Raw genomic sequence first — 24,728 nt, 5'->3', positions numbered from 1 at the left:
GTCAGGGTAGTTGGACGACTTCTTCGTCACCGGGCTCGCCGGCTGCCGGGCGGTCGTGGGCTGTCGTTGGCGGCTGCTGGATGAGGAGGCTGGGCGATGAACTTTTCGGTACTGCCACCGGAGATCAATTCGGCTCTCATATTCACCGGGGCGGGCGCGGAACCGCTGTTGGCGGCCGCGACGGCCTGGGGCGGGCTGGCGCAGGAATTAGATTCGGCCGCAACGTCGTTCGGCGCGATAACCGCGGGGCTGGTCGGCGGATCATGGCTGGGGCCGTCGTCGGCCGCTATGGCGGCAATGGCAGCCCCGTATGCCGATTGGCTTTCGGCCACGGCGGCCCAGGCGCGGCAAGCGGCAATGCAGGCCGAGACGCTGGGGATCGAGTTCGAGGCAGTCCGATCGGCGATGGTGCGACCAATCATGGTGGCGGCCAATCGTTTCGATTTGGTGTCCCTGGTCATGTCGAACCTGTTCGGGCAAAACGCTCCGGCGATCGCCGCGGTGGAAGCCGCATACGAGGCGATGTGGGCCCAAGATGTGTCGGCAATGGCCGCCTATCACACGGGGGCTTCGGCCGTGGTGTCGGCGCTGGAGCCGTTCACCGCGCCGCTGCAGAATCTGCCGGGGTTGCCCGCTGCGCTGGCCGGCGCGGTGACTGCCGCTGCGGCGGGAGCGCCCCTCAACCTGGGCTTCGGCAACCTCGGCGGCGGCAATGTGGGCAACGGAAACGCCGGCGCCGGCAACGTCGGCCATGGAAACCTCGGCAATTACAACCTCGGCGTCGGGAATCTCGGCAGCAACAACGTCGGCCCCGCAAACCTGGGCAGCTACAACACCGGCTTCGGCAACGCCGGCAGCTTCAACGTGGGTCTGGCGAACACCGGTAGCAACAATTTCGGGTTCGGCAATACCGGCAGCAACAATATCGGTATCGGACTCACCGGCACGGGGGGGGTGGGCTTCGGCTGGTTGAACTCCGGCACCGGAAATATCGGCTTGTTCAACTCCGGCACCGGAAATGTCGGTTTCTTCAACTCCGGCACCGGCAATGTCGGAATAGGAAACTCCGGATCGGGAAACCTGGGGTTCTTCAACGCCGGTCTGGCAAACTTTGGCAGCGGAAATTCCGGCAACTCCAACACCGGACTATTCAACCCTGGGGATTTCAATACCGGCAGCTTCAATGTGGGCGATGCCAACACCGGTGATTCGAACCTCGGAAACTACAACTCCGGCAGCTTCAACTCAGGATCGGCCAACACCGGTAGTTATAATACGGGCAATGCGAATACCGGGTTTTTTAATTCGGGTAATTTGAACACCGGCGTCCTCAACACGGGTGACATGAACAACGGCTTCGCCTTCAGAGGAACCGGGCAGGGCGGTCTCCGATTCAATCTGGGCACGCCGGATCTGACCTTGCCGCCACTAAATGTTCCCGGACTAGCAATACCGGCTCTGGATTTACCGACGATTATTACTTCGAACATGACGATACCTGCTATCGACTTGCCGAGGATGACCATACCCGCAATAGATGTGCCCGGGCTGGACCTGCCAGCTGTGACCCTGCCGGGATTCACGTTGGACAGTGCGCTGTTGGGCGGCTTCACCACACCGAAGTTGGGCATTCCGGCGCTGACCACACCCACCGTCGCCGTGCCGGGGCTGGACCTGCCGGCCGTGACCATTCCCGGCTTCAAGCTCGACAGCGCGCTGTTGGGCGGCTTCACCACACCGAAGTTGGGCATTCCGGCGCTGACCACACCCACCGTCGCCGTGCCGGGGCTGGACCTGCCGGCCGTGACCATTCCCGGCTTCAAGCTCGACAGCGCACTGTTGGGCGGCTTCACCACACCGAAGTTGGGCATTCCGGCGCTGACCACACCCACCATCACCGTGCCCGGCCTCGACCTGCCCAACATCACCACACCCCCAATCGGCGTACCGGGACTAGACCTGCCCGCGGCGACCATTCCCGGCTTCAAACTCGACAGCGCACTATTGGGCGGCTTCACCACACCCAAACTCGCCATTCCCGCGCTGACCATACCCACCATCACCGTGCCCGGCCTCGACCTGCCCAACATCACCACACCCCCAATCGGCGTACCGGGACTAGACCTGCCCGCGGCGACCATTCCCGGCTTCAAACTCGACAGCGCACTATTGGGCGGCTTCACCACACCCAAACTCGCCATTCCCGCGCTGACCATACCCACCATCACCGTGCCCGGCCTCGACCTGCCCAACATCACCACACCCCCAATCGGCGTACCGGGACTAGACCTGCCCGCGGCGACCATTCCCGGCTTCAAACTCGACAGCGCGCTGTTGGGCGGCTTCACCACACCCAAACTGGTCATCCCAGCACTGACCATGCCCACGATCAACGCCCCAGGTTTTGACTTGCCGGAGGTATTAATACCCGGCTTCAAGATCGACAGCGCTGCGCTGGGTGGTTTCTCATTACCGAAAATAGTGGTGCCGCAATTGAATGCGCCGGCGATACGTGTAAATGAGTTCACGATCACTCCGCAGCTGAGGATAGATTGGGATACAAATGTATTTGCGCTGAAGGGAGTCAATTTTGTCGGAAACACCGCGATTGTAGATCCTTTCAACGGCAGGGCGTTCTTCAACCTGAGCTCGATTAGCTCCCCCGGCTTCGATCTTCCCAGCTTGACCATAGGTGGATTCACCATCAACCCGATCGGAATCGACGCGTTCGGCCTTCCTCCGATCACGTTGCCGGACATCAGGATTCCAAAGATCAACTTGGGCGCCTTCACCATTCCGGGGTTCACCACCGGGCAGTTCACCATCAACCCCATCGGCGTCGACTCCTTCGGCCTGCCGCCCATTACGCTTCCCGACATCAACGTCCCACCCATCGAGCTGGGCGCGTTCACCATCCCAGGGCTCGACATCGATCCCATCCATCTGGACGGCTTCAGCATTCCCGGCGCCACCACCGCTGCGTTCACCATCAACCCAATCGGCGTGGACTCCTTCGGCCTGCCGCCGATCACCCTGCCCGACGTCAACGTCCCACCGATCAAGCTGGGCGCGTTCACCATCCCGGGACTCGACATCGACCCCATCCATCTGGACGGCTTCAGCATTCCCGGCGCCACCACCGCTGCGTTCACCATCAACCCAATCGGCGTGGACTCCTTCGGCCTGCCGCCAATCACCCTGCCAGACATCAACGTCCCACCGATCAAGCTGGGCGCGTTCACCATCCCGGGACTCGACATCGACCCCATCCATCTGGACGGCTTCAGCATTCCCGGCGCCACCACCGCTGCGTTCACCATCAACCCGATCGGCGTGGACTCCTTCGGCCTGCCGCCAATCACCCTGCCAGACATCAACGTCCCGCCGATCAAGCTGGGCGCCTTCACCATCCCGGGAGCCACCACCGCGGCGTTCACCATCAACCCGATCGGCGTGGACTCCTTCGGCCTGCCGCCAATCACCCTGCCAGACATCAACGTCCCGCCGATCAAGCTGGGCGCCTTCACCATCCCCGAGCTCGCCGTCAATCCCATCAGGCTCGATCCCTTCACCATTCCGGGCCTGACGATCCCGCCCGTGCACCTCGACGGCTTCGCGGTCCCAGGCTTCACGATTCCCAGCATGACGCTGCCCAGCACCACGATCGCAAGTTTCGACGTCCCGCCGCCGCCGGGCTTCGGCAACACCAGCACCACACCCTCGTCGGGATTCTTCAACACCGGCGCCGGGGGCAGCTCAGGGTTCGGCAATCGTGGGTTGGGCCTGTCGGGTCTGTTCAACGTGAATCCGGCCGGACTTTTCGGCGGCTCGGGTTACCAGAATGTCGGCACCAGCACCTCAGGGTTGTTCAACTTCGGTAGCGCGGTATCGGGCCTCGCGAACACCGGAACGCTTCCACTGACCCTGCCCAACCTGCTCGCCGGAATTCTCGGCTTCGGAAACACCGGCGCGGACCTGTTCAGATTCTGAGTGCACGCCCTCAGCAGGTCGACCCGGCGGGCGAACCAGCCGGGTGGGCAAACAATTGACCCCACTCGCGTCGAACCGCCGATTGGGCATCGGCGAAAACGTGAGATGTCGCGCCGTCACCCGCGAAATGGACCAACGCCCACGCCATCGCGAACACCGACACCTGGTGACGTTGGGCCGCGGTGTGCAGCTCATCGACTGCGTTCTCGGGACGGCACCGGCGCAGCCCGATGAGAATGCCCCGCGCGGTGTCGAGAATGCGACCAGCGTCCGGGCCACCCGAGACCTGGGTCGGCGCCCAGTTCGCCGTCATGCGCTGTCAACCTCCTGTCGAGTCCTACCGATACCCACCACAAGGGTGCCTCGGCCCGGGGCAGGTCGCCCCGGGGAAGCCGCACCGGCCACCGTGCCATGATTTGGGTATCGGCCCCGTTGTGCCAGGCTGCCGCCCACATTGGTATTCGCCCGTGATCACCTCGATACCGGCCCCCGCCGGCACGGGCCGGCACCGAATCGTCTTTGACGACGATGGCCCTCCGCATTGATGACCGAGGACTCTGTGCCCGGCGCCGGCCGCCGTGCATAGTCAGCGGCATGCTAAGCACGATCCTGGATGTCTTTCGGCTCCGCCAATACTTCGACGTGCTGGCGCGCGCACGCGAATTCTCGGCGGGATTGCGCCAGGACGCCGGATTTCTGGCGGATGCCGCCTGGGCCGCGCTGCGCTTGCCCTCCGCAGGTACCCAGCACCCCCAGCCGTTCCCGTCCACAGCGCCCTACGTCGCGAATATCGCTGAAGGGCAACGGATTGCGCTGGCCGCGACGGGGGGAAGCGGCGCGATGGCCTCGCTGGTCGGGGCCGCGCGAGCATTGGAGGAAGCGGATATGCGCCCGTCCGTCTACTCGCTGTGCTCGGGTTCGGCGCTGTTCGGTTTTCCGCTGGCGGCCGGGATCAGCGCGGACGAGGTGGCGGCCTTCACTCTGGGGCTGCTTCCCCGCGACTATGTCGACCTGGACTGGGGCCGGCTGCTGCGGCTGGCGCTCAACGCCGGGCGGGGGTTTGCCGGCATCATTGCGGGCGATGTGATCGAGCAGACCTACCGGCGTCTGCTCGGCGACCTGACCCTGGGCGAACTGCCCATTCCGGCCTACGCGCCGATCTGGAATATCGAACAGAATCGAATCGAATTCATCGGTCCGCGTACGCATCCGGAGCTCACGGTGGCGCGTGCCGTACATATGGCCATCGCGTTACCGTTGTTCATCCAGCCGGTCGAGTTCGACGGGTTCCACTGGTGCGACGGCGGCATCGTCGACATCTTCCCGGTTCGCCCCCTGCTCGACATCGAGCAGCCCTGCGAGGTCACGCTGGCGATCAACGGGTTCTATCCCCCGGGCTTTGCCGGCGAAGACGCCACCGGTTGGGAGTATCGCCGCGCCAGCATCTTGTACGTCGCGAGCCAGGTGCGCACCTGCCAGCAGATCGAGCTCGCCCGCGAGAACCTGGCCCGGTTACGTGCGGCGTCGAGGTTGATCATGATCGAGCCCGTGCCCTACCAGACGGTGCGGGGACTCGGCTTTTACCGCCAATTCCTCAGCACCCGCGACTGGGCCGGCTTCATGCGAGCCGGGCGTGCAGAGACGAGAAAGGCGCTGGCGGCAGGCGGGTCGACCGCCCTACCCGCTGCCAGGTCCGTGAGCGCCAATTAGCCTGCGAGCGCCAATACTTCGTCGAAGCCGGCGACCAGAGCGTCATGGAAGACGTCGTAGTCGGGGATCGCGGCGGTGTCGACGTCGATGCCCAGTGCGCAGGTGTCGACATAGGACAGCAGCGTGACGTTGACGGCCGAGCCGATCGTCGGGCCGAACGCGTATTGCGTGCGCACTGCCGCACCTCCGAGGAACACCGGCACCGGGATTCCGGGTACGTCGCTGGTCAGGAAATCAACGTGGCGCAGCACCGAGCCGATGTACCAACGCGGCATCAGGTTGAGAACGCCGGCAATCATCTGGGTGTAGGGCAGCGACTTTTCCTGCCGCACCGCGCCGACGCGCTCGTGGATGGCCTTGATCCGTTTCGCCGGGTCGGCCTCACCGACGGGAATGTCGAACCGCATCAACGTGATTCGGTTTCCACCCATGTCATCGGTGTTCGTCCGCAAGCTGATCGGCATGGTCAGGTGCAAATCGCCGACCGCGACGCCGTGTTTTTCGTGATAGATGCGTAACCCGCCGGCCACCCCGGCGACAAACGCATCGTTGAGCGCGCCGCCACACCGGTGCGCGGCATCGCGCAATTGCAGCCGTGGCACCTCGTGCACCCCGAGGCGCCGGATCAGGCCGCGCTCCCTGATCAGTGGTGAACCGGTGCGGTTGAGCGGCCGGACCGTCCGGTAGACGGACGCGGCGTTGGCCGCTGCCGACCGGAGCGTCGAGATGGGCCGCCGGATACCGCCGTACACCAGTTGCGGTACCTGCCGTGCCGTGCCGGTCACCACGTTGACAAGCAACGAGGCGCTATAGCGCCACGAATCGCGGTACCCCTCCAGACGAGACGGCTGGGGTACCTCCGGTGCGGCGGGCAGTGATTCCAGCTCGTAGTGCTCTTCGGAAAGATCGAATAGCCGCATCGCGATCTGGATGCCTCCGACACCGTCGGTGAGGGCATGGTGGAACTTGCAGATCACCGCCGCGGCGCCGTCGTGCAGGCCCTCGACCAGCGTCGCCTCCCAGAGGGCCCGGGCCCGGTCGAAATCCTGCATCGCGGCCACTCGGGCCATCTCAAGCACATCGTCGAAGGTGCCGGCTCCCGAAACGGCCACCCGCCGCATGTGATAGTCCAAGTCGAAGTCCGCGTCGTACTCCCACCGCGGCGGGGCGGGCGGCGGAGATTCCACCACCCGCTGGCGAAACATCGGAAGTTCGCGGCTGATCAGATCGAAACGTTGGCGTATCTGGTCCCAGTCCGGGGATCGATCCAGCAGCACGACCGTGACCACTGTGGACCGCAGCCGTGGGTCAGTTTCCATCGCCCAGGTAAAGGCATCGCTGTTGCGCATGAATTCAGTCATAGTGGCTCCACGGACAAAGCTACGATGCCTTCCGGCCTCGGTCACTAGCATGTTGGCAGCCAAGGACTTTGGTCCCTACAAGTGGTGCCATTGGTCGCCCGTCAGGAGCCGAGGACCCGCCGGGTGTAGTCGTTGAGGAAGACCCGGTTGGGGTCGAGGCGATCGCGGACCGCCGCGAAGCGATCCCAAGCGGGATACCGATCACGAAGCGTGCCGGCGCTCTGATAGTGGCGCTTACCCCAATGCGGACGGCCCGCATACTCGTCCATGATCTCTTCGACGGCACGGAAGTAGGTTTCGAACTCCATGCCGGTGTACTGGTGAACGGCGATGTAGCAGGTGTCGCGGTCGTGGGCGGTCGACAGGAACGCGTCGTCGGGGGCGCCGAAGCGGACCTCGAGCGGGAACATGATCGGCAGGTTGCGGCGGCGGACAAGGTCGATGACCCGCTGTACACCCTCGCGCGCGTGTTCGCGTGGGATCGCGTATTCCATCTCGGTGAACTTGACGTTGCGTGCGCTCGCGTAGACCTTCCAGCCGTGATCCTGGACGGTGGCCGGCGACATCAAGTTCGTCATGAGACGGTTCAATGCCGGTGCGGCACTGGGGAATTGACGACCGGTGCGGCAGATCAGGCTCAGCGCCGCGTTTTCGGCGTAGTCGTTGATCCGGCGTTTCCACACCGGCAGCGGCATGGGCTCCTCGTCGCTGCGGCGCGTGGTGCGGGTCAGCGCCGTCTCGCCGTAGGGAAACACGAAGAACTCGAAGTGGTCGTTGCCATCCACCTGCTCGTCGAGTCGCTCCAGCGTATCGGCCAGCGGGCGCAGCTCGTCGTCGCGGTGCAGCGTGAACAGCGGCACCACCCGCAGGGTCACCTGAGAGATCACGCCCAACGCGCCGATCGACACCCGTGCTGCCAGGTAGTCGTCACCCTCCGACAGGGTCAGGATGTCGCCACCGGCGGTGACCAGTCGCAGCGAAACGACCTGCGCCGACACGTTGGTGAAGCGCGCCCCGGTGCCGTGCGTGGCGGTCGCGGTCGCCCCGGTGATCGACTGCTTGTCGATGTCGCCCTGATTCTCCAGGCCCAGCCCGCGCTCGGCCAGCTGCGCGAACAGCGGGTGCAGCCTCGCCCCGCCTTGCACCGTAGCCAGACCCGCCGCGACATCCACGTCGAGGACCCGCTGCATGCCGGTCATGTCGACCATCACGCCGTCGGTGCAGGCGCAGTCGGTGAACGAATGCCCGGTGCCGACGGCGCGTACGCGTTCGCCGCGCTGCGCCGCCTTGACGACGACCTCCGCCAACTCGGTTTCGGAAGTGGGGCGGACAATCTGCGACGGCGCGCACAACTGCTCGCCGGCCCAGTTGCGCCAGACGGTGCTCACCGGGCCAGGTCCCGCACCACGGATTCGGCCACCGTTGCCGCGTGCATCACCGTCTCGTAGACGACATTTTCCGGGGTATCGGACATCTGGTGGTAGTTCGACAGCGCCTTGTGGCGGTCGAAGGAAGAAAAGCAGGCCGTCGGATAGCCCGCCCGACTCATGAGCACGGCGTCGGTGCTGTTGCGTGATCGCAGCCCCCGCCGCAGCGGTGCGTCAGCGCGTTCGGCCGCTCGAGCCACCAGGTCACGGAACGGCCGGTGGTAGTAGTCCTCCATGATCGTGGTGCCCTCGCCCTCGAGCATGATCAGTTCGGGCGAGCCGACGGTGTCGAAGTTGAGGAAGTAGGTGTGGTCACGGTCCAGCTGAGGCTTGTGGCGGGCGATGAAACCGTAGATGCCACCCTGCAATTGCTCCTCGGCGCCCAGCGACACCAGCAGCACCCGCACACCCTGCACCGGGCGGTCACGTAGCCGCTCGGCCAACGCGACGATCAGCGCCACGGCGGAAAGGTTGTCGTTGGCCCCCGGCACGATCGGGCTGCGGGCGATGTCGGTGAACGCCGCCACCCCGATCGCGCTCATCGCGGCCCCGGCGAGCATCATCTTGCGGCTGCCCCGCAGCGCGCCGGCACCGGCCACCATCGGCGCCAGGATCGACGGCCACCAGTTCGGCAGTGAGGTGTCGATGCGCTCGACGATCCCCGGGAATCGCTCGACGAAGAACCGCTGATAGCCGGGTTCGAAGAACTTGCCGCTGTGCGCGGCGTCGTGATGAGCGCACACCACGACCGTCCGCTTGCCGGTGGGGTCGCCGGCTTCGGCCACGACATTCCATGTCGTTCGGGGCTTTTGGAGTTTCTTGCGCACGACGCGTATCCCGTTGGAACAGTCGTCGGCGATCGCCAGCCCCGCACCCAGCCCCGCCAGCCCGGCAAGCACCCGCAACCGACGGCTGATCAGACCGGCGATCGCGGCGCCGACCCCGACCGCCGACAGCTTGGCGTGCAGCTGCGGGTAGCCGTCGTAGAACTGTTCCTCTTCGATCCGCGCATTCTGTGCACCGGCGGCGCGCAGGTACTCGACGATCTTGACCGCAGCCTCCTGCTCGCCGGGGTCCCCGGCACCGCGTTCGATCGGTGCGAGTGTCTCGATGACCTCACGCATCGTGGCCAATTCGGTCGGCAATGCGGTGATCGCAGTCATGGCAGCTCCTTGTCGCGCGGTCCGTCGGCGAACCATTCCATCATTAAAGAAACGTGCGACCCTCACCCCGGTAGGTCGGGACGGCGTCGATGATCTGCGCGCCCCGAACCAAATACAACCGATCGAACCTCTCACACAGCTCGCCGGCCTTGGTGTGACGGAAATACACCTTGTCGCCGATCTGCAGTTGCCGCGCCACCGCACCGGACAATGGCGTCTGGACCTCACCGGTGCCTTCCATCGGGTCCAGTTTGAGCCCGCTCGGTAGGTACGGGGTGGGCATGCGGTCTTTCGCGCCGACGCCGCTGGCCAAATAGCCGCCTCCGAGCGCGGTCACGGTATCGGCGTCGGGGCGGCGGCATACCGGCAGCGCGAACATCGCCGCCGGCCGCAAGGCGAACGTCGAGTAAGAGTCGAAAAGCGTCGGCGCGTAGAACCCCGAGCCGGCGGTGGCCTCGGTGATCGCCGGCTCCTGGGCAACCAGCTGAAGGTCACCGGTGCCGCCGGCGTTGACGATCTTGATGTCGGCGACCTCGCGCACCAGCTCGACGGCGCGCGCGCGACGTTCCCGCAACTCCGCGAAGGACCGCCGCTGCATCCACCGAACGGCCGCGTTCTGGGCGGACTTGCCGGCCACGTTGTCGCCGAACCCGGCGATATGGCCCTCGTAGGACATCAACGCCACCAGCGTCAGCGACGGCCGGCGCGCGATCTCCACCGCGAGCGCTCGTGCCTGTTCCGGCGTATGCAACGGTGAGCGCTTGGGCCCGATCTTCACCCGCCCGCCGGCTCGCCAGTAGCCGGCGTCAAGGTCCAGGCACAGCCGCAGCGGCTTGGTTGTCGCGTTTTCGATCAGGTCGAGATGCTCGACGCTGTCGACCATCAGGATCGGCGCTCGTTCGGGGTCCTCGGCGGTCAGCTCGCCGAGTTTGGGCAGCGCCGCCCTATCGGTCGTCGGATAGGCGAGTAGCAGGTTGTCGAAGCCGTGGTCGGCCAGCCAGAGAGTCTCGGCCAGCGTGAACGTCATCAGCCCGTCGAACCGAGCGTTCGAGTCGAGGATTTCGCGCTGTAAAGGCCTGCACCGCAACGACTTCGACGCCACCCGGATCGGCTTGTCAGCCGCGCGGGAAAGCAGCTGACCGGCATTGGCCCACATCGCGTCGAGGTCGACGAAGGCCAACGGCGCGTCCAGGGCGGCGAATGCCTTTTCGTACCGTTGCAGCCGACCGTGCGCGTCGAGCCTGACCGGCTCGTCGGCACGCTGCTCGCGACCCACCTCAGGCACGCCGTCACCTTACTGAACGTGACGGACTCTGGCAGCGGATCGATGATGTTGCGGCACGTGGTGGGCATGCCGAATGCCATGCCGGCTGCGCCGTTGCGATTGGCGGCCGCGGTGCTCCCGCCGGATTAGGCCGTCCCGTTCGTCCCGTTTTGGCCGAAGAGCAATCCGCCGGCGCCGCCGGCGCCCCCGGCTGCCAAGCCGGTGCCGTTTCCGCCATTGCCGCCGTTGCCGATGATCACCGCGCTGCCGCCGTTACCGCCCGCGCCGGCGCCGCCGGGGGCGCCGTTACCGCCGGCGCCGCCGTTGCCGAAGAACACCGCACCCGACCCGCCGGCGCCGCCAGCACCCTGACCGCCCGCGCCGCCGGTGCCCCCGGCACCGCCGTTGCCGAAGAAGAATGAGCCGTTGCCGCCCTGACCGCCGCTGCCGACACTGGTGCCGCCGCCGGCGCCGCCATTGCCACCGGCACCGCCGTTGCCGAAGATCAGGCCGCCGTCGCCGCCGTTGCCGCCACTGGCATACAGCGTGCCGTTGGTGCTGGTGGCCCCGCCGTTGCCGCCGTTGCCGCCCGTCCCGAACAGATATCCGGACCGACCGCCATTGCCGCCGATGCCGCCCACCGGCTGCGTCGTGACCGGCAACGCGGCCGTGGTCCCGGTGCCGATACCGCCGCCGTTGCCGCCGACACCGCCGACCCCGAGCAGCTGGGCGTCGCCGCCGGCGCCGCCGAAGCCGCCCGAGCCGGCAAAGCCGGTGGTCACGCCGGCGCCGCCGTCGCCACCGAGGGCACCGCTACCACCGGCTCCGCCATTGCCCAACAGCAGTCCACCGGGGCTTCCGGTGCCGCCGAGACCACCGATGCCACCCTGGCCGCCTTCGGCGCCCCCGGTGCCGCCGTCACCTCCCAGCCCGCCGTCACCGCCGACCGCGCCGTTGCCGAACAGCCCGGTGGCGCCCCCGTTTCCACCGGACCCGCCGTGGCCGCCGAAGCTGGCGAAGGCTCCGTCGCCGGCTCCGCCGGCTCCGCCGCCTCCCCCAGCGCCCGGTGCGCCGTACAGCAGTCCGCTCTGCCCGCCGAGACCACCCATGCCGCCGTAGCCACCCACGCTCTGGACCGTATTGTTGCTGAGGCCTCCGGCCCCGCCAGTCCCACCCGCGCCGCCGACGCCGAACAACGCCGCTGCCCCGCCGCCGGCTCCACCGGACCCGCCGACGCCGCCCGCGGGGATGATGGTCGGCGAGGGACCGATGGCCGGCGCGGCTCCCCCGATTCCGCCGTTTCCGCCCGCGCCGCCCAGGCCGTAGATCAGTCCGGCGCCACCACCGTTGCCACCGTTGCCGCCGGTGGTGCCGACGCCACCGGCCAGGGGCGCCGGGCCGCCGTTGCCGCCGGCACCGCCGATGCCGCCGTTGCCCCACAACAGGCCGCCGTTGCCCCCGGCACCGCCGTTGAACCCGTTGAGGCCGGCGGTGGTGGAATTCCCCGCGGCTCCGCCGGCGCCGCCGTTGCCCCACAGGCCGGCGTTGCCGCCGTTGCCACCGCCCTGGTTGGCGCCGCCGGACCCGCCGTTGCCGCCGTTGCCGATCAAGATCCCGCCGTCACCGCCGCTCTGTCCGGTCCCGTTTATCCCATCGGCGCCGTTGCCGATCAGTGGACGCCCGAACAGTGCCTGGGTGGGCGCGTTGATCAGGTCAAGCACGTCCTGCTGCAGGGATTGCGCCGCCGAGGCATTGGCAGCCTCAGCGAGTGAATACGAGCCCGCTCCCGCGGTGAGCAGCTGCACAAACTGTTCATGAAATGCCGCGGCCTGAGCGCTGAGCAGCTGATAGGCCTGGGCATGCGCCCCGAACAGGGCAGCGATCGCGGCCGACACCTCGTCCGCGCCGGCGGCCAGCACTGACATCGTCGGCGCCGCGGCGGCAACATTGGCCGCGCTGATCGACGAACCGACGCTCGCCAGATCCGTTGCGGCCGCCGCCACCAGCTCTGGGGCCGCGATGAGATACGACATCAGGGACCTCCCACCACCTCACGGAAACCTGGCGGTCGCCCGGTCGCCATCAACCCTCGGCAAAGGGTATCGCCATCGGGTCAGCACACCCCGTATTTCCGGTAGACCTACCGATCGTTTCGCCGGACGGGCCCGGAATGTTTCAGCGATCTCGCGGCTGTCGGCGGCCCAGCACCGCCGTCCGACATTAGGACGGCCCTAAGAAGGCTTGTTCTCCGCGAATTCGCAGAATGCCGTGTAGGCCCGAGCGCCGTAGATGGTGGCCGGTCCCCCGTTCATGAGGATGGTGACACCGATCGCCTCGGCGGCTTCCTCGGCGGTGGCACCGGCGCGGGCCGCGGCCTGAGCGTGGGAGGCGATGCAGCCGTCGCACCCCTGTACCACCCCGATCGCCATCGCCAGGAGTTCCTTGACCTTACGGCTGAGGGCGCCGTCGGTGAGCGCGGCGCCGCTCAGGGCCGCAAATCCCTTGTAGACGTCGGGAATCTGGCTGCGAAGCGCCCGGTGTTGCGGCCGCAGCTCCTCGAGGACCTCGTGATGGTGTTGGTCTGACATCAGCCTCGTTACCCTTCGGGTAGTTGTGGGAACCTCAGGGTCGCAAGAGTACCGATTACGCCGGCGACCGTTCGGCCGCCTTGTCCGAGCGTTGCAGCTCGTCGATGACGGCTTGGATCCGGCCGCTGACTTCGTCGGCGATCGGGGCAAGCTGGGGTTCACCGGTGACGTCGGCCAACAGCCGCGGGTTCATCGCTTCGATGACGATGGTGCCGGCCTGCTCGGGGTCCGATCGCACCACCACATTGCAGGGCAGCAGAGTGCCGATCTGGCGGGTCGCCTCGATTGCGCGGTGCGCCAGCGGCGGATTGCAGGCGCCCAGGATCAGGTAGTCCTCCATGTCTTCGTCGAGTTTGGCTTTCAGGGTTGCCTTCACGTCGATCTCGGTCAAGACGCCAAAGCCCTGCTGCGCCAGCGCTTCGCGGGTGCGCTTGACCGCTTCGTCGAAGCCGGTGTGCAAGGTGGCCGACAATGCAATGTCCATCACCAATATCTCCTCTAACTTTTTCCGATGTTCTCTTCGGATTCTTGTGGGAACTTCTGTTCAGGCCAGCGCCAGGAAAAGCTTCTCCAACTCGGCTTCGCTCAACGGCGCGGCACCCTGGGACTGGGCTCCGGTGATGCATTCCCGCAATCCGGTGGCGACAATCTTGAACCCGGCACGGTCGAGCGCCCGGGACACCGCCGCCAGCTGGGTAACCACCTCTTTGCAGTCGCGGCCCTGCTCGATCATCGAAATTACCCCGGCCAGCTGCCCTTGGGCGCGCCGCAGCCGGTTCAGTACCGCAGCCATGCTGTCTTGATCACCAATCACGGTGGATCCTCCCGTCTCATCGGTCTTATCGACCATAGTACCCCTGGGGGTATGAATAGCTACCGCCGACACGACTGGGAACATACCCCCGCGGGTATTTGTTCCTTAGGTCAATATCCCCCGATGGAAGGACCGACATGGCCACCGTCAATCTTACCCACGACACGTTCGAGTCCACGGTTACCGACAATCCGCTTGTGCTGGTTGACTTTTGGGCCGCCTACTGCCGCCCGTGCCAAACGTTTGCCCCGATCTATGAGCGGTCGGCGCGGATCCATCCCGACGTGGTGCACGCCAAGGTCGACACCCAGGCCGAGCCCGAACTGGCCGCCGCGGCGGGTATCCGCTCAATTCCGACCATCATGGCATTTCGCGACGGGGCGCTGGTCTACAGCCAGGCCGGGGCGATGCCACCGGCGGTGCTGGAGAATCTGATCACCCAGGTGCAATCGCTGGACATGGATACCGTGCGCGCCAAGATCGCCGCCCGCCGGGCAGCCGCCGCTCGGTAGCCGCCGCTCTCACAGGATCGCGTTGAGATCCTTGGCCCGCGCGATGTCGTCCCAGTCCACCTCGAGTTCGAGCAGAATCTCCTCCGTGTGCTGCCCGTGCTCCGGGGCGCGCGCGGGCCCCGGCGGCGTTTCGTTGAATTGAACCGGCGCGGCCACGATCCGGTACGGCTCGCCGTTGTCATCGCGGTTGGTCACCACGTACCCGTTGGGTTCGACCTGAGGATCGTTGAGCGTCTCCCGTGGCGTCGCCAGGGCCGCCCACACGCCCGGTTCGTCCGCGAGCACCTGCTGCCAATGTGCGAGGTCGTGGCCGGCAAACGCGGTGGCGAAGATCTCGGTGGCCTCGGCCGCATTGGCAATGAGGTTGCGCGACGGCACGAACCGCTCGTCGGCGGCCAGCTCGGCAAGTCCCATCCGCCGGCAAAAGCCGGCCCAGTATTTGTCGGGTTGTAAGAACACCAGCTGAATCCACCTGCCGTCCCTGGTTTTGTACCGGTTCACCAGCGGATTGATGGCCACCCCGGGAGGTGCCCCGGGAATGCCGTCGATATCGAAGAAGTCGGCCGCCGAAATCGACGGCGCGATGGCCCACATCGCCTGGGCCAGCAGTGACGAGTCGACGATGCACGGCTCGCCGGTGCGTTCCCGGTGAAACAACGCCGCACACACCCCGCCGGCGAGTGTCGCCCCGCCCTGCAGGTCGCCGAACGCCGGCCCCTGCACAGCCGGCGTCTCGCTGCCGAAGGGGGTAAGGGTGTACGCCACCCCGCCACGTGCCAGGTAGGTGGCGGCATCAAAGCCGCCGCGATCGCGATCCGGGCCGCGCACGCCCAGTCCCGTTCCTCTGGCGATGATGATCGTGGGATTGAAGGAGCGGATGTCCTCGACGGTCAACCGGGCCCGCTCGAGGGCTCCGGGCAGCCAGTTGGTCAGGAACACATCGGCACTGGCCAGCAGGCGGCCGAACAGCTCACGCCCGGTCTCGGTTTTGATGTCGATCGCGATGCTGCGCTTGCCACGATTACCCAACTCGAGGATGAAGTCGGCGTCGACCCGGGCTGCTTCGCGGGTGAAACCACCCACCACCAATGCCCGGCCGGGATCGCCCGCCGCGACGCCCTCCACCTTGATCACGTCGGCACCCCAATCCGACAGGGCGGCACCGGCCGACGGTACGTAGGTCCACGACGCCAGCTCGACAACCCGGACACCGCTGAGTACCCCTGCCATCGCAATCCCCTCGGCCGCCGCAGCTATTCCTTGCTATTTTAGATATTCTAGCTAGCGTAGCGGATGGCGATATTCCGGCTGCAGGCACGCGGTTCTTCGGAAGAGATGCGATGGGACCCACCAACGGTTCGATGCCGGTGCGGATGGTCACTGCCCGGCACCGTTCGGCGCCCCCACCATGTGGGCAGCGAAAGGCCTTGACTCTCAATGTGAATCGTCGGTATCGGGACTCGGACAACTCGGACAAGGGGCGGCGATGAGCCGGATAGCGGGCCGGGCGGCCGGTAAGGTGGCGGTGATCAGTGGCGCCGCGCGCGGGCAGGGCCGCTCGCATGCACGATTGCTTGCCGCAGAGGGCGCCGACATCATCGCGGTCGACTTGTGCGCCGATATCGACACGAACGAGTATCCGCTGGCCCGGCCGGAGGACCTGGACGAGACCGCGCGTCTGGTGGAAAAGGAAGGCCGGCGGGTCATCACCGCGATCGCCGACGTGCGCGACCGTGCCGCGATGTCGACAACGATCGACAACGCGGTGTCCGATTTGGGCCGTCTCGACATCGTGGTGGCCAACGCCGGCATCTGCCCGCTCACCGCCGGACTGCCGCCGCAGGCGTTCGCCGACGCCGTGGACGTGGACCTAGTGGGGGTGCTCAACCTGGTGCACGCCAGCCTCAAACACCTACGCGCAGGCGCGTCGATCATCGTGATCGGTTCCAACGCGGCATTCATGTCGTCGATGAACACCACCGGCATCGATGGCGGCCCCGGCGGGGCGGGCTATGCCTTCGCGAAAATCGCTGCCGCGCATTACGTCAACGACTTCGCCCTCGCGCTGGCCCCCTTCTCCATCCGGATGAACGCGATACACCCGACCAACGTCAACACCGACATGTTGCACAGCGCTCCCATGTACCGGGCCTTCCGGCCGGACCTGCCGAACCCCACCCGCGAGGAGGCCGAGCCGGTTTTCCCGGTGATGCAAGCGATGCCGATCCCCTATGTCGAACCCGAAGACATCAGCGAGGCCGTGTTGTTCCTCGCCTCCGACGCGGCCCGCTACGTCACCGGACAGCAGCTCCGGGTGGACGGCGGCGGCTTTCTCAAAGTCAAGCCATGGTCCGGCGGGTGATCTCGCGATGTGGTCAATTCAGTTGCGGCACAGCGGACGTGGAGGCACGCGGTGACTCTCGACCGTTTCGGCGACTTCCGCCGCCGCCTCTATGAGCTGATGACGCTGATGAAAACGGCCGACGACCGGCTGGCCAAGGGCATCAGCACCGGGGAGTTCATCTGTGTGTACTGGCCGTCGCGCGGCCAGGAAGCCATCGGCGCGGCGATGGGTGTGGTGCTACGGACCGACGATCAGCTGGTGACCACCTACCGCGGGCTGCACGATCTGATCGGCAAGGGGGTTCCGCTGCGGGAGATCTTCGGGGAGATGATGGGACGCACCGTCGGCGCCAGCCGCGGCAAGGGCGGCACCATGCACATCGCCAATCCCGCGGTGGGCGTGATGCTTTCGACCGGCATCGTCGGCGCCGGCCCGCCGGTGGCCGTCGGGCTGGCACTGGCCGGCAAACGCAAGGGCCTGGATCGGGTCACGGTGGTCAGCTTCGGCGACGGCGCCACCAACACCGGCTCCTTCCACGAGGCCGCCAACATGGCCGCGCTCTGGGACCTGCCCGTGGTGTTCGTGTGCCAGAACAACCAGTACGCGGAGATGACACCCACGTCCGCCACCATGAAGCTCGAGCATGTCGCGGATCGGGCCGCCGGTTATGGCATGCCCGGTGTCGCGGTCGATGGCAACGACCCGCTGGCGGTCGCGTCGGCTCTCGACCAAGCGGTGGACGCCGCCCGCGGCGGTGGCGGTCCCACGTTCATCGAGTGCGTGACGTTCCGCTTCCGCGGCCACTACTTCGGTGACCGGATGCCCTACATACCACCAGATCAGCTGGCGGCGGCGATGGCGGCCGACCCGGTGCCGCGGTTCCGCAACCACCTCCTCGAAGCCGGAATCTGCGGCGCGGACGAGCTTAGCCGCATCGACGACGACGCCCTGCAAACCGTGGAGACGGCGCTGAACACGGTGATGACCGGCGAGTCACCGTCCGTCGACGAACTCGACCGTGACGTTTACGCAACGCCGCTCGGGTTCCCGGTGTGGGGACGTGGCGGATGACCGAACAAGAGCTGACGATGCGCGAGGCGCTCAACCTCGCACTCGATCAGGCGCTACAGGCCGACGACAGGGTGTTGCTGCTCGGAGAGGACATCGCCGATCCCGGCGCGTCCGGGCCCACCGCGGGCCTGTCGACCAAGTACGGCCACGACCGGGTGGTGGACACCCCGATCTCGGAAGCCGCGATCTTGGGCGCCGCGATCGGCGCGGCGATGGACGGAATGCTGCCGGTGGCCGAGATCATGATCATGGATTTCATCGGCATCGCCGCCGACCAGTTGATCAACCATGCCGCCAAGCTGCGCTTCATGACGGGCGGACGCACCACGGCGCCGATCACCGTGCGCACCCAGGTGTACGCCGGATTGGGCACTGGCGCCACGCATTCGCAGACGTTGGAGGCGTGGTTCATGCACATCCCCGGGATGAAAGTGATCGTGCCGTCCACCCCGGGCGACGGCAGGGGCCTACTGACCACCGCCATCTTCGACGAAGACCCGTGTCTGTTCGTCGAAACCATCCGCCTGCAAAGCAAACGCGGACCCGTCCCCGTCGACCCCGGTTTCTCGATCCCGTTGGGCCAGGCCGATATCAAGCGGCCGGGCACCGACGTCAGCCTGATCGGCTACGGGCGCAGCGTGTACGACGCGCTCGCGGCCGCGGCCACGCTGCAGGAACAGGGCATCAGCGCCGAGGTCGTCGACCTGCGCACCCTGGTGCCTCTCGATGTCGAGACCGTCGTCGAATCCGCCAGTCGCACAACAAGAGCCGTCGTGGTGCACGACGCGGTGCAATTCGGTGGACCCGGGGCGGAGATCGCCGCGATCCTGCAATCGGAATTGTTCGGCGAACTCGTCGCACCCGTTGAGCGGGTCGGCGCCCGGTTCGTCCCCAGCCCGGCCGCCGCCGCGCTGGAGGCGCAAGTGTACCCCTCGCCGGCCCGCATCGTCGCAGCCGCACAGCGAACCCTGGACAGGGCGAGAGTGCATGGCTGACTTCGTCATTCGCATCCCGCGGGTCTCGGTCGCGGTATCCGAAGCCGAGCTCGTCGAATTTCTCGTCGACAGCGGCCAGCATGTCGAGCAGGGCACCCCGATCTACGTCATCGCAACCGAGAAGGCCGAACAGGAGATCGAGGCCGGCGCGTCCGGCGTCGTGCAGTGGACCGCAACAGCCGGTGGGACCTACGACATCGGCGTGCCGATCGGCGTCATCACCGCATAACTCAGGAGAAGGCATGGACCTCAAGGAAACTCGCGAACGCATCATCTACGAGAAGACCGGCGCGATAGCTCGGGTCACGCTGAATTGGCCGGAGAAGGCCAATGCCCAGGACCAGAAACTCGCCGAGGAAGTCGACGCCGCACTGGCCGACGCGGACCGCGACTACGACATCAAGGTGCTGATCCTCAAGGCCAACGGCAAGGGCTTCTGCTCGGGACACGCGATCGGCAACAACGCGGTCGACTATCCGGCTTTCGTCGAGGGCGCCAAGGTCATGGGCACGCCGTGGAAGCCGCAATCCGACCTGTTCGTCAAGCCGGTACTCAACCTGTGGGAGTTCGCCAAACCGACGATTGCCCAGGTCCACGGCTACTGTGTGGGCGGGGGCACGCACTACGGGCTGACCACCGATATCGTCATCGCCGCCGAGGACGCCTACTTTCAGTACCCGCCGCTGCAGGGGTTCGGCATGCCGTCCGGCGAATGCTCCATCGAGCCGTGGGTGTTCATGAATTGGCGGCGGGCGTCGTATTACCTGTATCTGAACGAAGTCATCGACGCGCAGAAGGCCCTGGCGGTGGGTCTAGTCAACGAGGTGGTGCCGCGCGATCAACTCGACGCGCGGGTGGACGCGATCGCCCGGCACATCGCGCAGGCTCCGCTGACCACGCTGTTGGCGACCAAGGCCAACATCAAACGCGCCTGGGAGTTGATGGGCATGCGGGTGCACTGGCAAAGCTCCAACGACCTGGTGGCGTTGGCGTCGATCAGTGCCGACGTGCAGGCCCTGGTGCAACAGGTGCTGAAGGGCAAGATCAAGCCCGCCGAGATGGCGCGCCGCCAGGCGGCGGCGGCCGAGTCTCCCGACGGTGCGTCGGCGACCTGATGCAGTTGGGGCGCAGAATATTACGCTGATGAACCTGACCGACCACGCCGACAGCGCCGCCCCGGCACTCATGGTGGGTGACGGGCCGGCCCTCTCGTATGCGCAGTTGCATGCCCGGAGCCGACGGGTCGCCGCGCTGCTGCACGAGGCGGGGCTCAGGCGCGGCGACGGGGTGGCTCTGCTGCTGGCCAACCGCCCGGAGTTTCTCGAAATCCCTTGGGGCTGCCAGCTTTCCGGGCTCTACTATACGCCGGTGAACACTCACCTCACCGTCCCGCTGCCCTCCGCCAACGGCTCCTGGGCTCAGGCCGTTCTGGAGCTGGCGCTGACTCAGCGCTACGGGATGAGCCCGGCCAGCGTGTACCTGTCCCCCGCGCCGCTCTACCATGCCGCCGGGGTGAACTACGCCATGGCGGTTCACCGCGTCGGGGCCACCGTGGTCATCATGGGCAAATTCGACGCCCAGACCGTACTGCGGCTCATCGAGACGCACCGGGTTACCCACGCCCAGGTCGTGCCGACGATGTTCGTGCGGATGCTCAAGTTGCCCGAAGAGGTGCGGCGCGCCTATGACATCTCCAGCCTGCGGTGTGTGCTGCACGCGGCCGCCCCGTGCCCGGTGGACGTCAAGTACCGGATGATGGACTGGTTCGGTCCCGTCATTCACGAATACTACGGGGGGACTGAGGGATTCGCCGGCACCACGATCGGCCCGCGGGAGTGGCTGGCTCAACCGGGCTCGGTCGGCAAACCGGTGAGCCCGGTGCATGTCGTCGGCGACGACGGAAGTGAGCTGCCCGTCGGGCAGTGCGGCGAGCTCTACTTCGAGGGCCCCGCCGTTCGAGTACTTCAAAGATCCTGTCAAGACCGCGTCGGTGTGCAACGACCGCGGGTGGCGCACCTTGGGCGACATGGGCTACGTGGACGAGGACGGATACCTCTACCCGACCGACCGCTCGACGTTCATGATTGTCTCCGGCGGGGTCAACATCTATCCGCAGGAGGCGGAGAACCTGTTGGTCATGCACCCCAAGCTGGTCGACGCGGCGGTATTCGGTGTACCCAACGACGAATTCGGTGAGGAGGTCGAGGCCGTGGTGCAACCGGTGGACGGCGTTATCGCCGGACCCGACCTGGAGGCGGAACTCATCGACCACTGCCGCGCCCATCTGGCCTCCTACAAGTGCCCGCGCACAGTCGACTTCACCGCGGAGCTGCCGCGGGACCCCAACGGAAAGCTCTACAAGAGGCGTATCCGCGAACGCTATTGGCAAGGCCGCGCGTCGCGAATCGTGTGAGCGAGGGAACCAGATGGTGAGCAATGAGGTGAACTGGACACCGCTGCCAGTGCCGTGGGCAGTCCGCGCCGCCGACCGGATTCCCAAGCAGCGTTACTACGACGCGGAGTTCTACGCGCTGGAGACGGCGATGCTGTGGCCGCGCGTCTGGCAGATGGCCTGCCGGCTCGAGGAGATCCCCAAGCCGGGTGACTACGTGGAGTACCAGATCCTCGACGAGTCGATCATCGTGGTGCGGGTAGCCGGTGACAACGTACGCGCCTACCACAACGCGTGCCGGCATCGCGGGGTGAAGCTGGTGGAGGGCAATGGATCTCGTCGCACTTTCGTCTGCCCCTTCCACGGCTGGTGCTGGGGTATCGACGGGCGCAACACCTATGTCGCGCGGCCGGAGGTGTTCGACGAGCACAACCTGTGCCCGCAGGATCTTGCGCTCGTGTCGGTACGGTGCGAACTGTGGGGCGGGTGCGCGTGGATCAACCTCGACGACGCCGCGCCCGCGTTGCGCGCCTGCCTGGAGCCGTTCGCCTCGATCTACGACGCCTGGAAGGTCGAATCGCTGCGCACCGAGTGGTGGCAGTCGTGCCGATTGCCGGTGAACTGGAAGCTTGCCACGGCGGCGTTCATGGAGGGCTATCACGTGCCGCAGACCCACCCGCAGCTGTTGCCGTCGGCGCCGGGCGCGACCGCGCCGGGCACCCACCCGGTCATCCAGAGCAGCCTGTATTTCATGCGGACGCTCGGCGCCGGCATGGGCGGCATGACCCACGCCAACGACATTCGCATCGCCGAAGGCCTGCAGCACATCGAGTTGCCGGACGATCCGGCCGAGGCGACGACCGCCTGGCGCGCCACGCTCAACGACGCCGTCGTCGCCTGGCATCGCGCGCGAGGATGCGATGTTCCCGACCTCAACGCGTTGGCGCGCCGCGGCATCGTCGACGCGATCGGGTTCGGCTTCCCGCATTACTTCCTGTTGCCGCAATACAGCAGCGCTTCCTCGTACCGGATCCGTCCCCTGGGGCCGGAGGAGACGTTGTTCGAGATCTGGTCGCTCACCCGGATTCCACCGGATCAGGTCACCAAGCCCGCCCCGCCGGAACCCAAGGCGCCCGACGACCCGAGCTGGCCGCCGATTCCCGCGCAGGACTTCTCCAATCTGCCGCGGCAGCAAAAAGGTCTGCGCTCCAAGGGATTTGAATACATGCGATTATCGAAGCAGATCGAGGGACTGATCTCGAATTTCGAGCGGGTCATCGACGGGTTCCTGGCCGGGCTGCCCTACGACACGCTGGTGCCCGCGATCCAGCAGACCAACACCACCATCGACGTGCCGATCGCCGACCTGGGATTCACTTCAGACGTTTCGGCGCCACAGTGAGCGCTCGGTGGGACCGCTCGGTCGACCTACTCGTCGTGGGCAGCGGCGGGGGCGGCATGGTAGCGGGGCTGGCCGCACTCGACCGTGGGCTCGAGCCGCTCATCGTCGAAAAGCAATCCCTGGTCGGCGGTTCGACCGGTCTCTCCGGCGGCATCGTCTGGCTGCCGAACAACCCGTTGATGCGGGCCGACGGCATCGCCGACACGTACGAAGACGGGTTTGGCTACCTGGCCGACGTGGTCGGCGACGTTGGCGCGGCATCTTCGGCTGCCCGCCGGGAAATGTTCCTCACCGCGGGCTACGAGATGATCGATTTCCTTATCCGCAAAGGGGTTCGGCTGATCCGCTGTGCCGGCTGGAGCGACTACTACCCGAATCACCGGGGCGGCAACGCCGCCGGCCGCGCCGTCGAGGGAGTTCCTTTCGACGCCGCCGCGCTGGGGTCCTGGAGCGACCGGCTGCAGCCGCCGCTGGCCAAGAACTACGGGTACGTGGTGCTGACCAACGAATTGCGCTCGGTGCAATACTTCAACCGATCGCCACGCGCCTTCGCGGTAGCGGCCCGAGTATTCCTGCGCACCCGCACCGCCCGGATCCGCGGCCGCCAAATCCTCACCAACGGGGCATCATTGATCGGCCAAATGCTCAAGGTGCTCATCGACGTCAGCGACGGCCGGCCGCCGTTGTGGACTGACACCGCCATGGACGATCTCATTGTCGACGACGGCCGGGTGGTTGGGACACGCGTCATCCGCGACGGCAGTCCGGTGAGCGTCGAAGCGCGCAAGGGAGTTCTGTTGGCCGCCGGCGGCTTTGGCCACAATGCCGAGATGCGACGGGAATACGGCGGCGATCAGCCCAACGACGGGGCATGGTCGATCGCCAATGCCGGCGACACCGGCGAAGTGCTGCGCGCCGCCATGCGGCTGGGCGCGAAAACCGACCTGCTCGACGAAGCATGGTGGCTGCCTTCGGTATTCATCCCCAACGGCGGCGCCGCCGCGGCGTCACTGGGCTCGGGGCGACAACGACCGGGAGCCATCTACGTCGACACGGCCGGCCGCCGGTTCTGCAACGAGTCGAACTCCTACGTCGAAGTCGGCAAGGCGATGTACGCCGCCAAGGCGGTGCCGTGCTGGATGATCTTCGACCACGGCTACGTCCGCCGATACGTCACGGGTACCAACCCGCTCAACCGGCGCCTGCCGCCCGAGTTCATCACAAGCGGCACCGTCAAGCGCGGCGACACCGTCGGCGACCTCGCCCACCAGATCGGTGTGCCCGTCGACGCGCTGACGCGAACGATCCAGCGGTTCAACCACTTTGCCGCCCAGGGCCTTGATCCCGACTTCGGGCGCGGTCAGTCGGCCTACAACACCTGCCTGGGCGACCCGGGCTACCGGCCCAACGCCGCCCTCGGCCCGCTGCGCCGGGGTCCCTATTACGCAACCAGAGTGTTCCCGGCCGATGTCGGCACCTGTGGAGGCGTGGTCACCAACGAGCACGCGCAGGTGATCGACGAGGATGGCCGGGTGATCGAGGGCCTCTACGCCACCGGCAATACCACCGCGACGGTGATGGGACGAACGTATCCGGGAGCCGGCGCGAGCATCGCCAACTCGATGGTGTTCGGCTACGTCGCCGCCCGGCACTTGCCCCCAGTGTGACGCTGCCGTCACGCTCGGCTGCGAATGT

At 66.5% G+C, this 24,728-nt stretch carries 20 protein-coding genes and 1 pseudogene; 11 read left to right on the top strand and 10 right to left on the bottom strand.

The window, feature by feature from the left end:
• Positions 1–96: 96 nt before the first annotated feature.
• Entirely contained in the window at positions 97–3,990 is a 3,894-nt protein-coding gene (locus tag B4U45_RS00200; RefSeq protein ID WP_219859279.1) for a PPE family protein, read from the top strand.
• A gap of 10 nt (positions 3,991–4,000) precedes the next feature.
• Here B4U45_RS00200 and B4U45_RS00195 read toward each other — a convergent pair whose 3' ends face one another.
• The gene (locus B4U45_RS00195) at positions 4,001–4,303 is read right to left on the bottom strand and encodes an ANTAR domain-containing protein (protein ID WP_075547526.1); all 303 of its coding nucleotides are present in this window, start codon (positions 4,301–4,303) and stop codon (positions 4,001–4,003) included.
• Positions 4,304–4,584: 281 nt separating this feature from the next.
• Here B4U45_RS00195 and B4U45_RS00190 point away from each other — a divergent pair, with 281 nt between their 5' ends.
• Positions 4,585–5,700: a patatin-like phospholipase family protein gene (locus tag B4U45_RS00190; RefSeq protein ID WP_075547525.1), complete on the top strand. Its 1,116-nt coding sequence runs from the start codon at positions 4,585–4,587 to the stop codon at positions 5,698–5,700.
• Here B4U45_RS00190 and B4U45_RS00185 read toward each other — a convergent pair.
• From B4U45_RS00185 to B4U45_RS00150, 8 genes are all read right to left on the bottom strand, one after another.
• Complete coding sequence (locus tag B4U45_RS00185; protein WP_075547524.1) at positions 5,697–7,061, bottom strand: wax ester/triacylglycerol synthase domain-containing protein; 1,365 nt, start codon at positions 7,059–7,061, stop codon at positions 5,697–5,699. The two genes, B4U45_RS00190 and B4U45_RS00185, sit on opposite strands and share 4 nt — an antisense overlap.
• A 101-nt stretch (positions 7,062–7,162) precedes the next feature.
• Positions 7,163–8,449 carry a D-arabinono-1,4-lactone oxidase gene (locus B4U45_RS00180; protein ID WP_075547523.1) on the bottom strand — a complete coding sequence of 429 codons (1,287 nt, stop codon included), beginning with the start codon at positions 8,447–8,449 and terminating at the stop codon, positions 7,163–7,165.
• Positions 8,446–9,651, bottom strand: coding sequence for a M28 family metallopeptidase (locus B4U45_RS00175; protein ID WP_075547522.1), 1,206 nt, complete (start codon positions 9,649–9,651; stop codon positions 8,446–8,448). The genes B4U45_RS00180 and B4U45_RS00175 overlap by 4 nt, the downstream gene beginning before the upstream one ends.
• Before the next feature lie 43 nt (positions 9,652–9,694).
• On the bottom strand, positions 9,695–10,936 hold the full coding sequence (locus B4U45_RS00170; protein WP_075547521.1) for an amino acid deaminase/aldolase: 1,242 nt from the start codon (positions 10,934–10,936) through the stop codon (positions 9,695–9,697).
• Between the two features lie 125 nt (positions 10,937–11,061).
• Positions 11,062–12,948 carry a PE family protein gene (locus tag B4U45_RS00165; RefSeq protein WP_075547520.1) on the bottom strand — a complete coding sequence of 629 codons (1,887 nt, stop codon included), beginning with the start codon at positions 12,946–12,948 and terminating at the stop codon, positions 11,062–11,064.
• A gap of 198 nt (positions 12,949–13,146) precedes the next feature.
• A complete protein-coding gene (locus B4U45_RS00160; RefSeq protein WP_075547519.1) occupies positions 13,147–13,503 on the bottom strand; it encodes a carboxymuconolactone decarboxylase family protein in 357 nt (118 codons plus the stop codon).
• 55 nt (positions 13,504–13,558) lie between these two features.
• Complete coding sequence (locus tag B4U45_RS00155; protein ID WP_075547518.1) at positions 13,559–13,987, bottom strand: DUF302 domain-containing protein; 429 nt, start codon at positions 13,985–13,987, stop codon at positions 13,559–13,561.
• A 60-nt stretch (positions 13,988–14,047) separates the two neighbouring features.
• Entirely contained in the window at positions 14,048–14,317 is a 270-nt protein-coding gene (locus B4U45_RS00150; RefSeq protein ID WP_075547543.1) for a metal-sensitive transcriptional regulator, read from the bottom strand.
• Positions 14,318–14,454: 137 nt separating this feature from the next.
• Here B4U45_RS00150 and B4U45_RS00145 point away from each other — a divergent pair, with 137 nt between their 5' ends.
• Positions 14,455–14,829: a thioredoxin family protein gene (locus B4U45_RS00145; RefSeq protein ID WP_075547517.1), complete on the top strand. Its 375-nt coding sequence runs from the start codon at positions 14,455–14,457 to the stop codon at positions 14,827–14,829.
• 9 nt (positions 14,830–14,838) lie between these two features.
• Here B4U45_RS00145 and B4U45_RS00140 read toward each other — a convergent pair whose 3' ends face one another.
• The gene (locus tag B4U45_RS00140; RefSeq protein ID WP_075547516.1) at positions 14,839–16,059 is read right to left on the bottom strand and encodes a CaiB/BaiF CoA transferase family protein; all 1,221 of its coding nucleotides are present in this window, start codon (positions 16,057–16,059) and stop codon (positions 14,839–14,841) included.
• Positions 16,060–16,315: 256 nt separating this feature from the next.
• On the opposite strand from B4U45_RS00140, the gene B4U45_RS00135 reads away from it, so the two are divergent.
• The 8 genes and pseudogenes from B4U45_RS00135 (at position 16,316) to B4U45_RS00100 (ending at position 24,700) form a co-directional block, all read left to right on the top strand.
• A complete protein-coding gene (locus B4U45_RS00135; RefSeq protein WP_075547515.1) occupies positions 16,316–17,191 on the top strand; it encodes a mycofactocin-coupled SDR family oxidoreductase in 876 nt (291 codons plus the stop codon).
• A 99-nt stretch (positions 17,192–17,290) separates the two neighbouring features.
• Positions 17,291–18,244 (top strand): thiamine pyrophosphate-dependent dehydrogenase E1 component subunit alpha, encoded by a 954-nt coding sequence (locus B4U45_RS00130; protein ID WP_082275450.1) that lies wholly within the window; start codon positions 17,291–17,293, stop codon positions 18,242–18,244.
• Entirely contained in the window at positions 18,241–19,239 is a 999-nt protein-coding gene (locus B4U45_RS00125; protein ID WP_075547513.1) for an alpha-ketoacid dehydrogenase subunit beta, read from the top strand. Before B4U45_RS00130 ends, B4U45_RS00125 begins: the two co-directional genes overlap by 4 nt.
• Entirely contained in the window at positions 19,232–19,468 is a 237-nt protein-coding gene (locus B4U45_RS00120; protein ID WP_075547512.1) for a lipoyl domain-containing protein, read from the top strand. Before B4U45_RS00125 ends, B4U45_RS00120 begins: the two co-directional genes overlap by 8 nt.
• A gap of 13 nt (positions 19,469–19,481) precedes the next feature.
• Positions 19,482–20,354, top strand: a complete 873-nt coding sequence (locus B4U45_RS00115) for an enoyl-CoA hydratase-related protein (RefSeq protein ID WP_075547511.1) — start codon at positions 19,482–19,484, stop codon at positions 20,352–20,354.
• Positions 20,355–20,382: 28 nt separating this feature from the next.
• A pseudogene (locus B4U45_RS00110) lies at positions 20,383–21,652 on the top strand (AMP-binding protein).
• A gap of 28 nt (positions 21,653–21,680) precedes the next feature.
• Entirely contained in the window at positions 21,681–23,033 is a 1,353-nt protein-coding gene (locus B4U45_RS00105) for an aromatic ring-hydroxylating oxygenase subunit alpha (RefSeq protein WP_371687229.1), read from the top strand.
• Entirely contained in the window at positions 23,030–24,700 is a 1,671-nt protein-coding gene (locus B4U45_RS00100) for an FAD-binding protein (RefSeq protein ID WP_099287842.1), read from the top strand. The genes B4U45_RS00105 and B4U45_RS00100 overlap by 4 nt, the downstream gene beginning before the upstream one ends.
• Positions 24,701–24,728: the final 28 nt, after the last annotated feature.

This window comes from Mycobacterium persicum (assembly GCF_002086915.1).
Lineage (GTDB): Bacteria > Actinomycetota > Actinomycetes > Mycobacteriales > Mycobacteriaceae > Mycobacterium > Mycobacterium persicum.
This window is presented reverse-complemented; position numbering and strand designations above follow the sequence as displayed.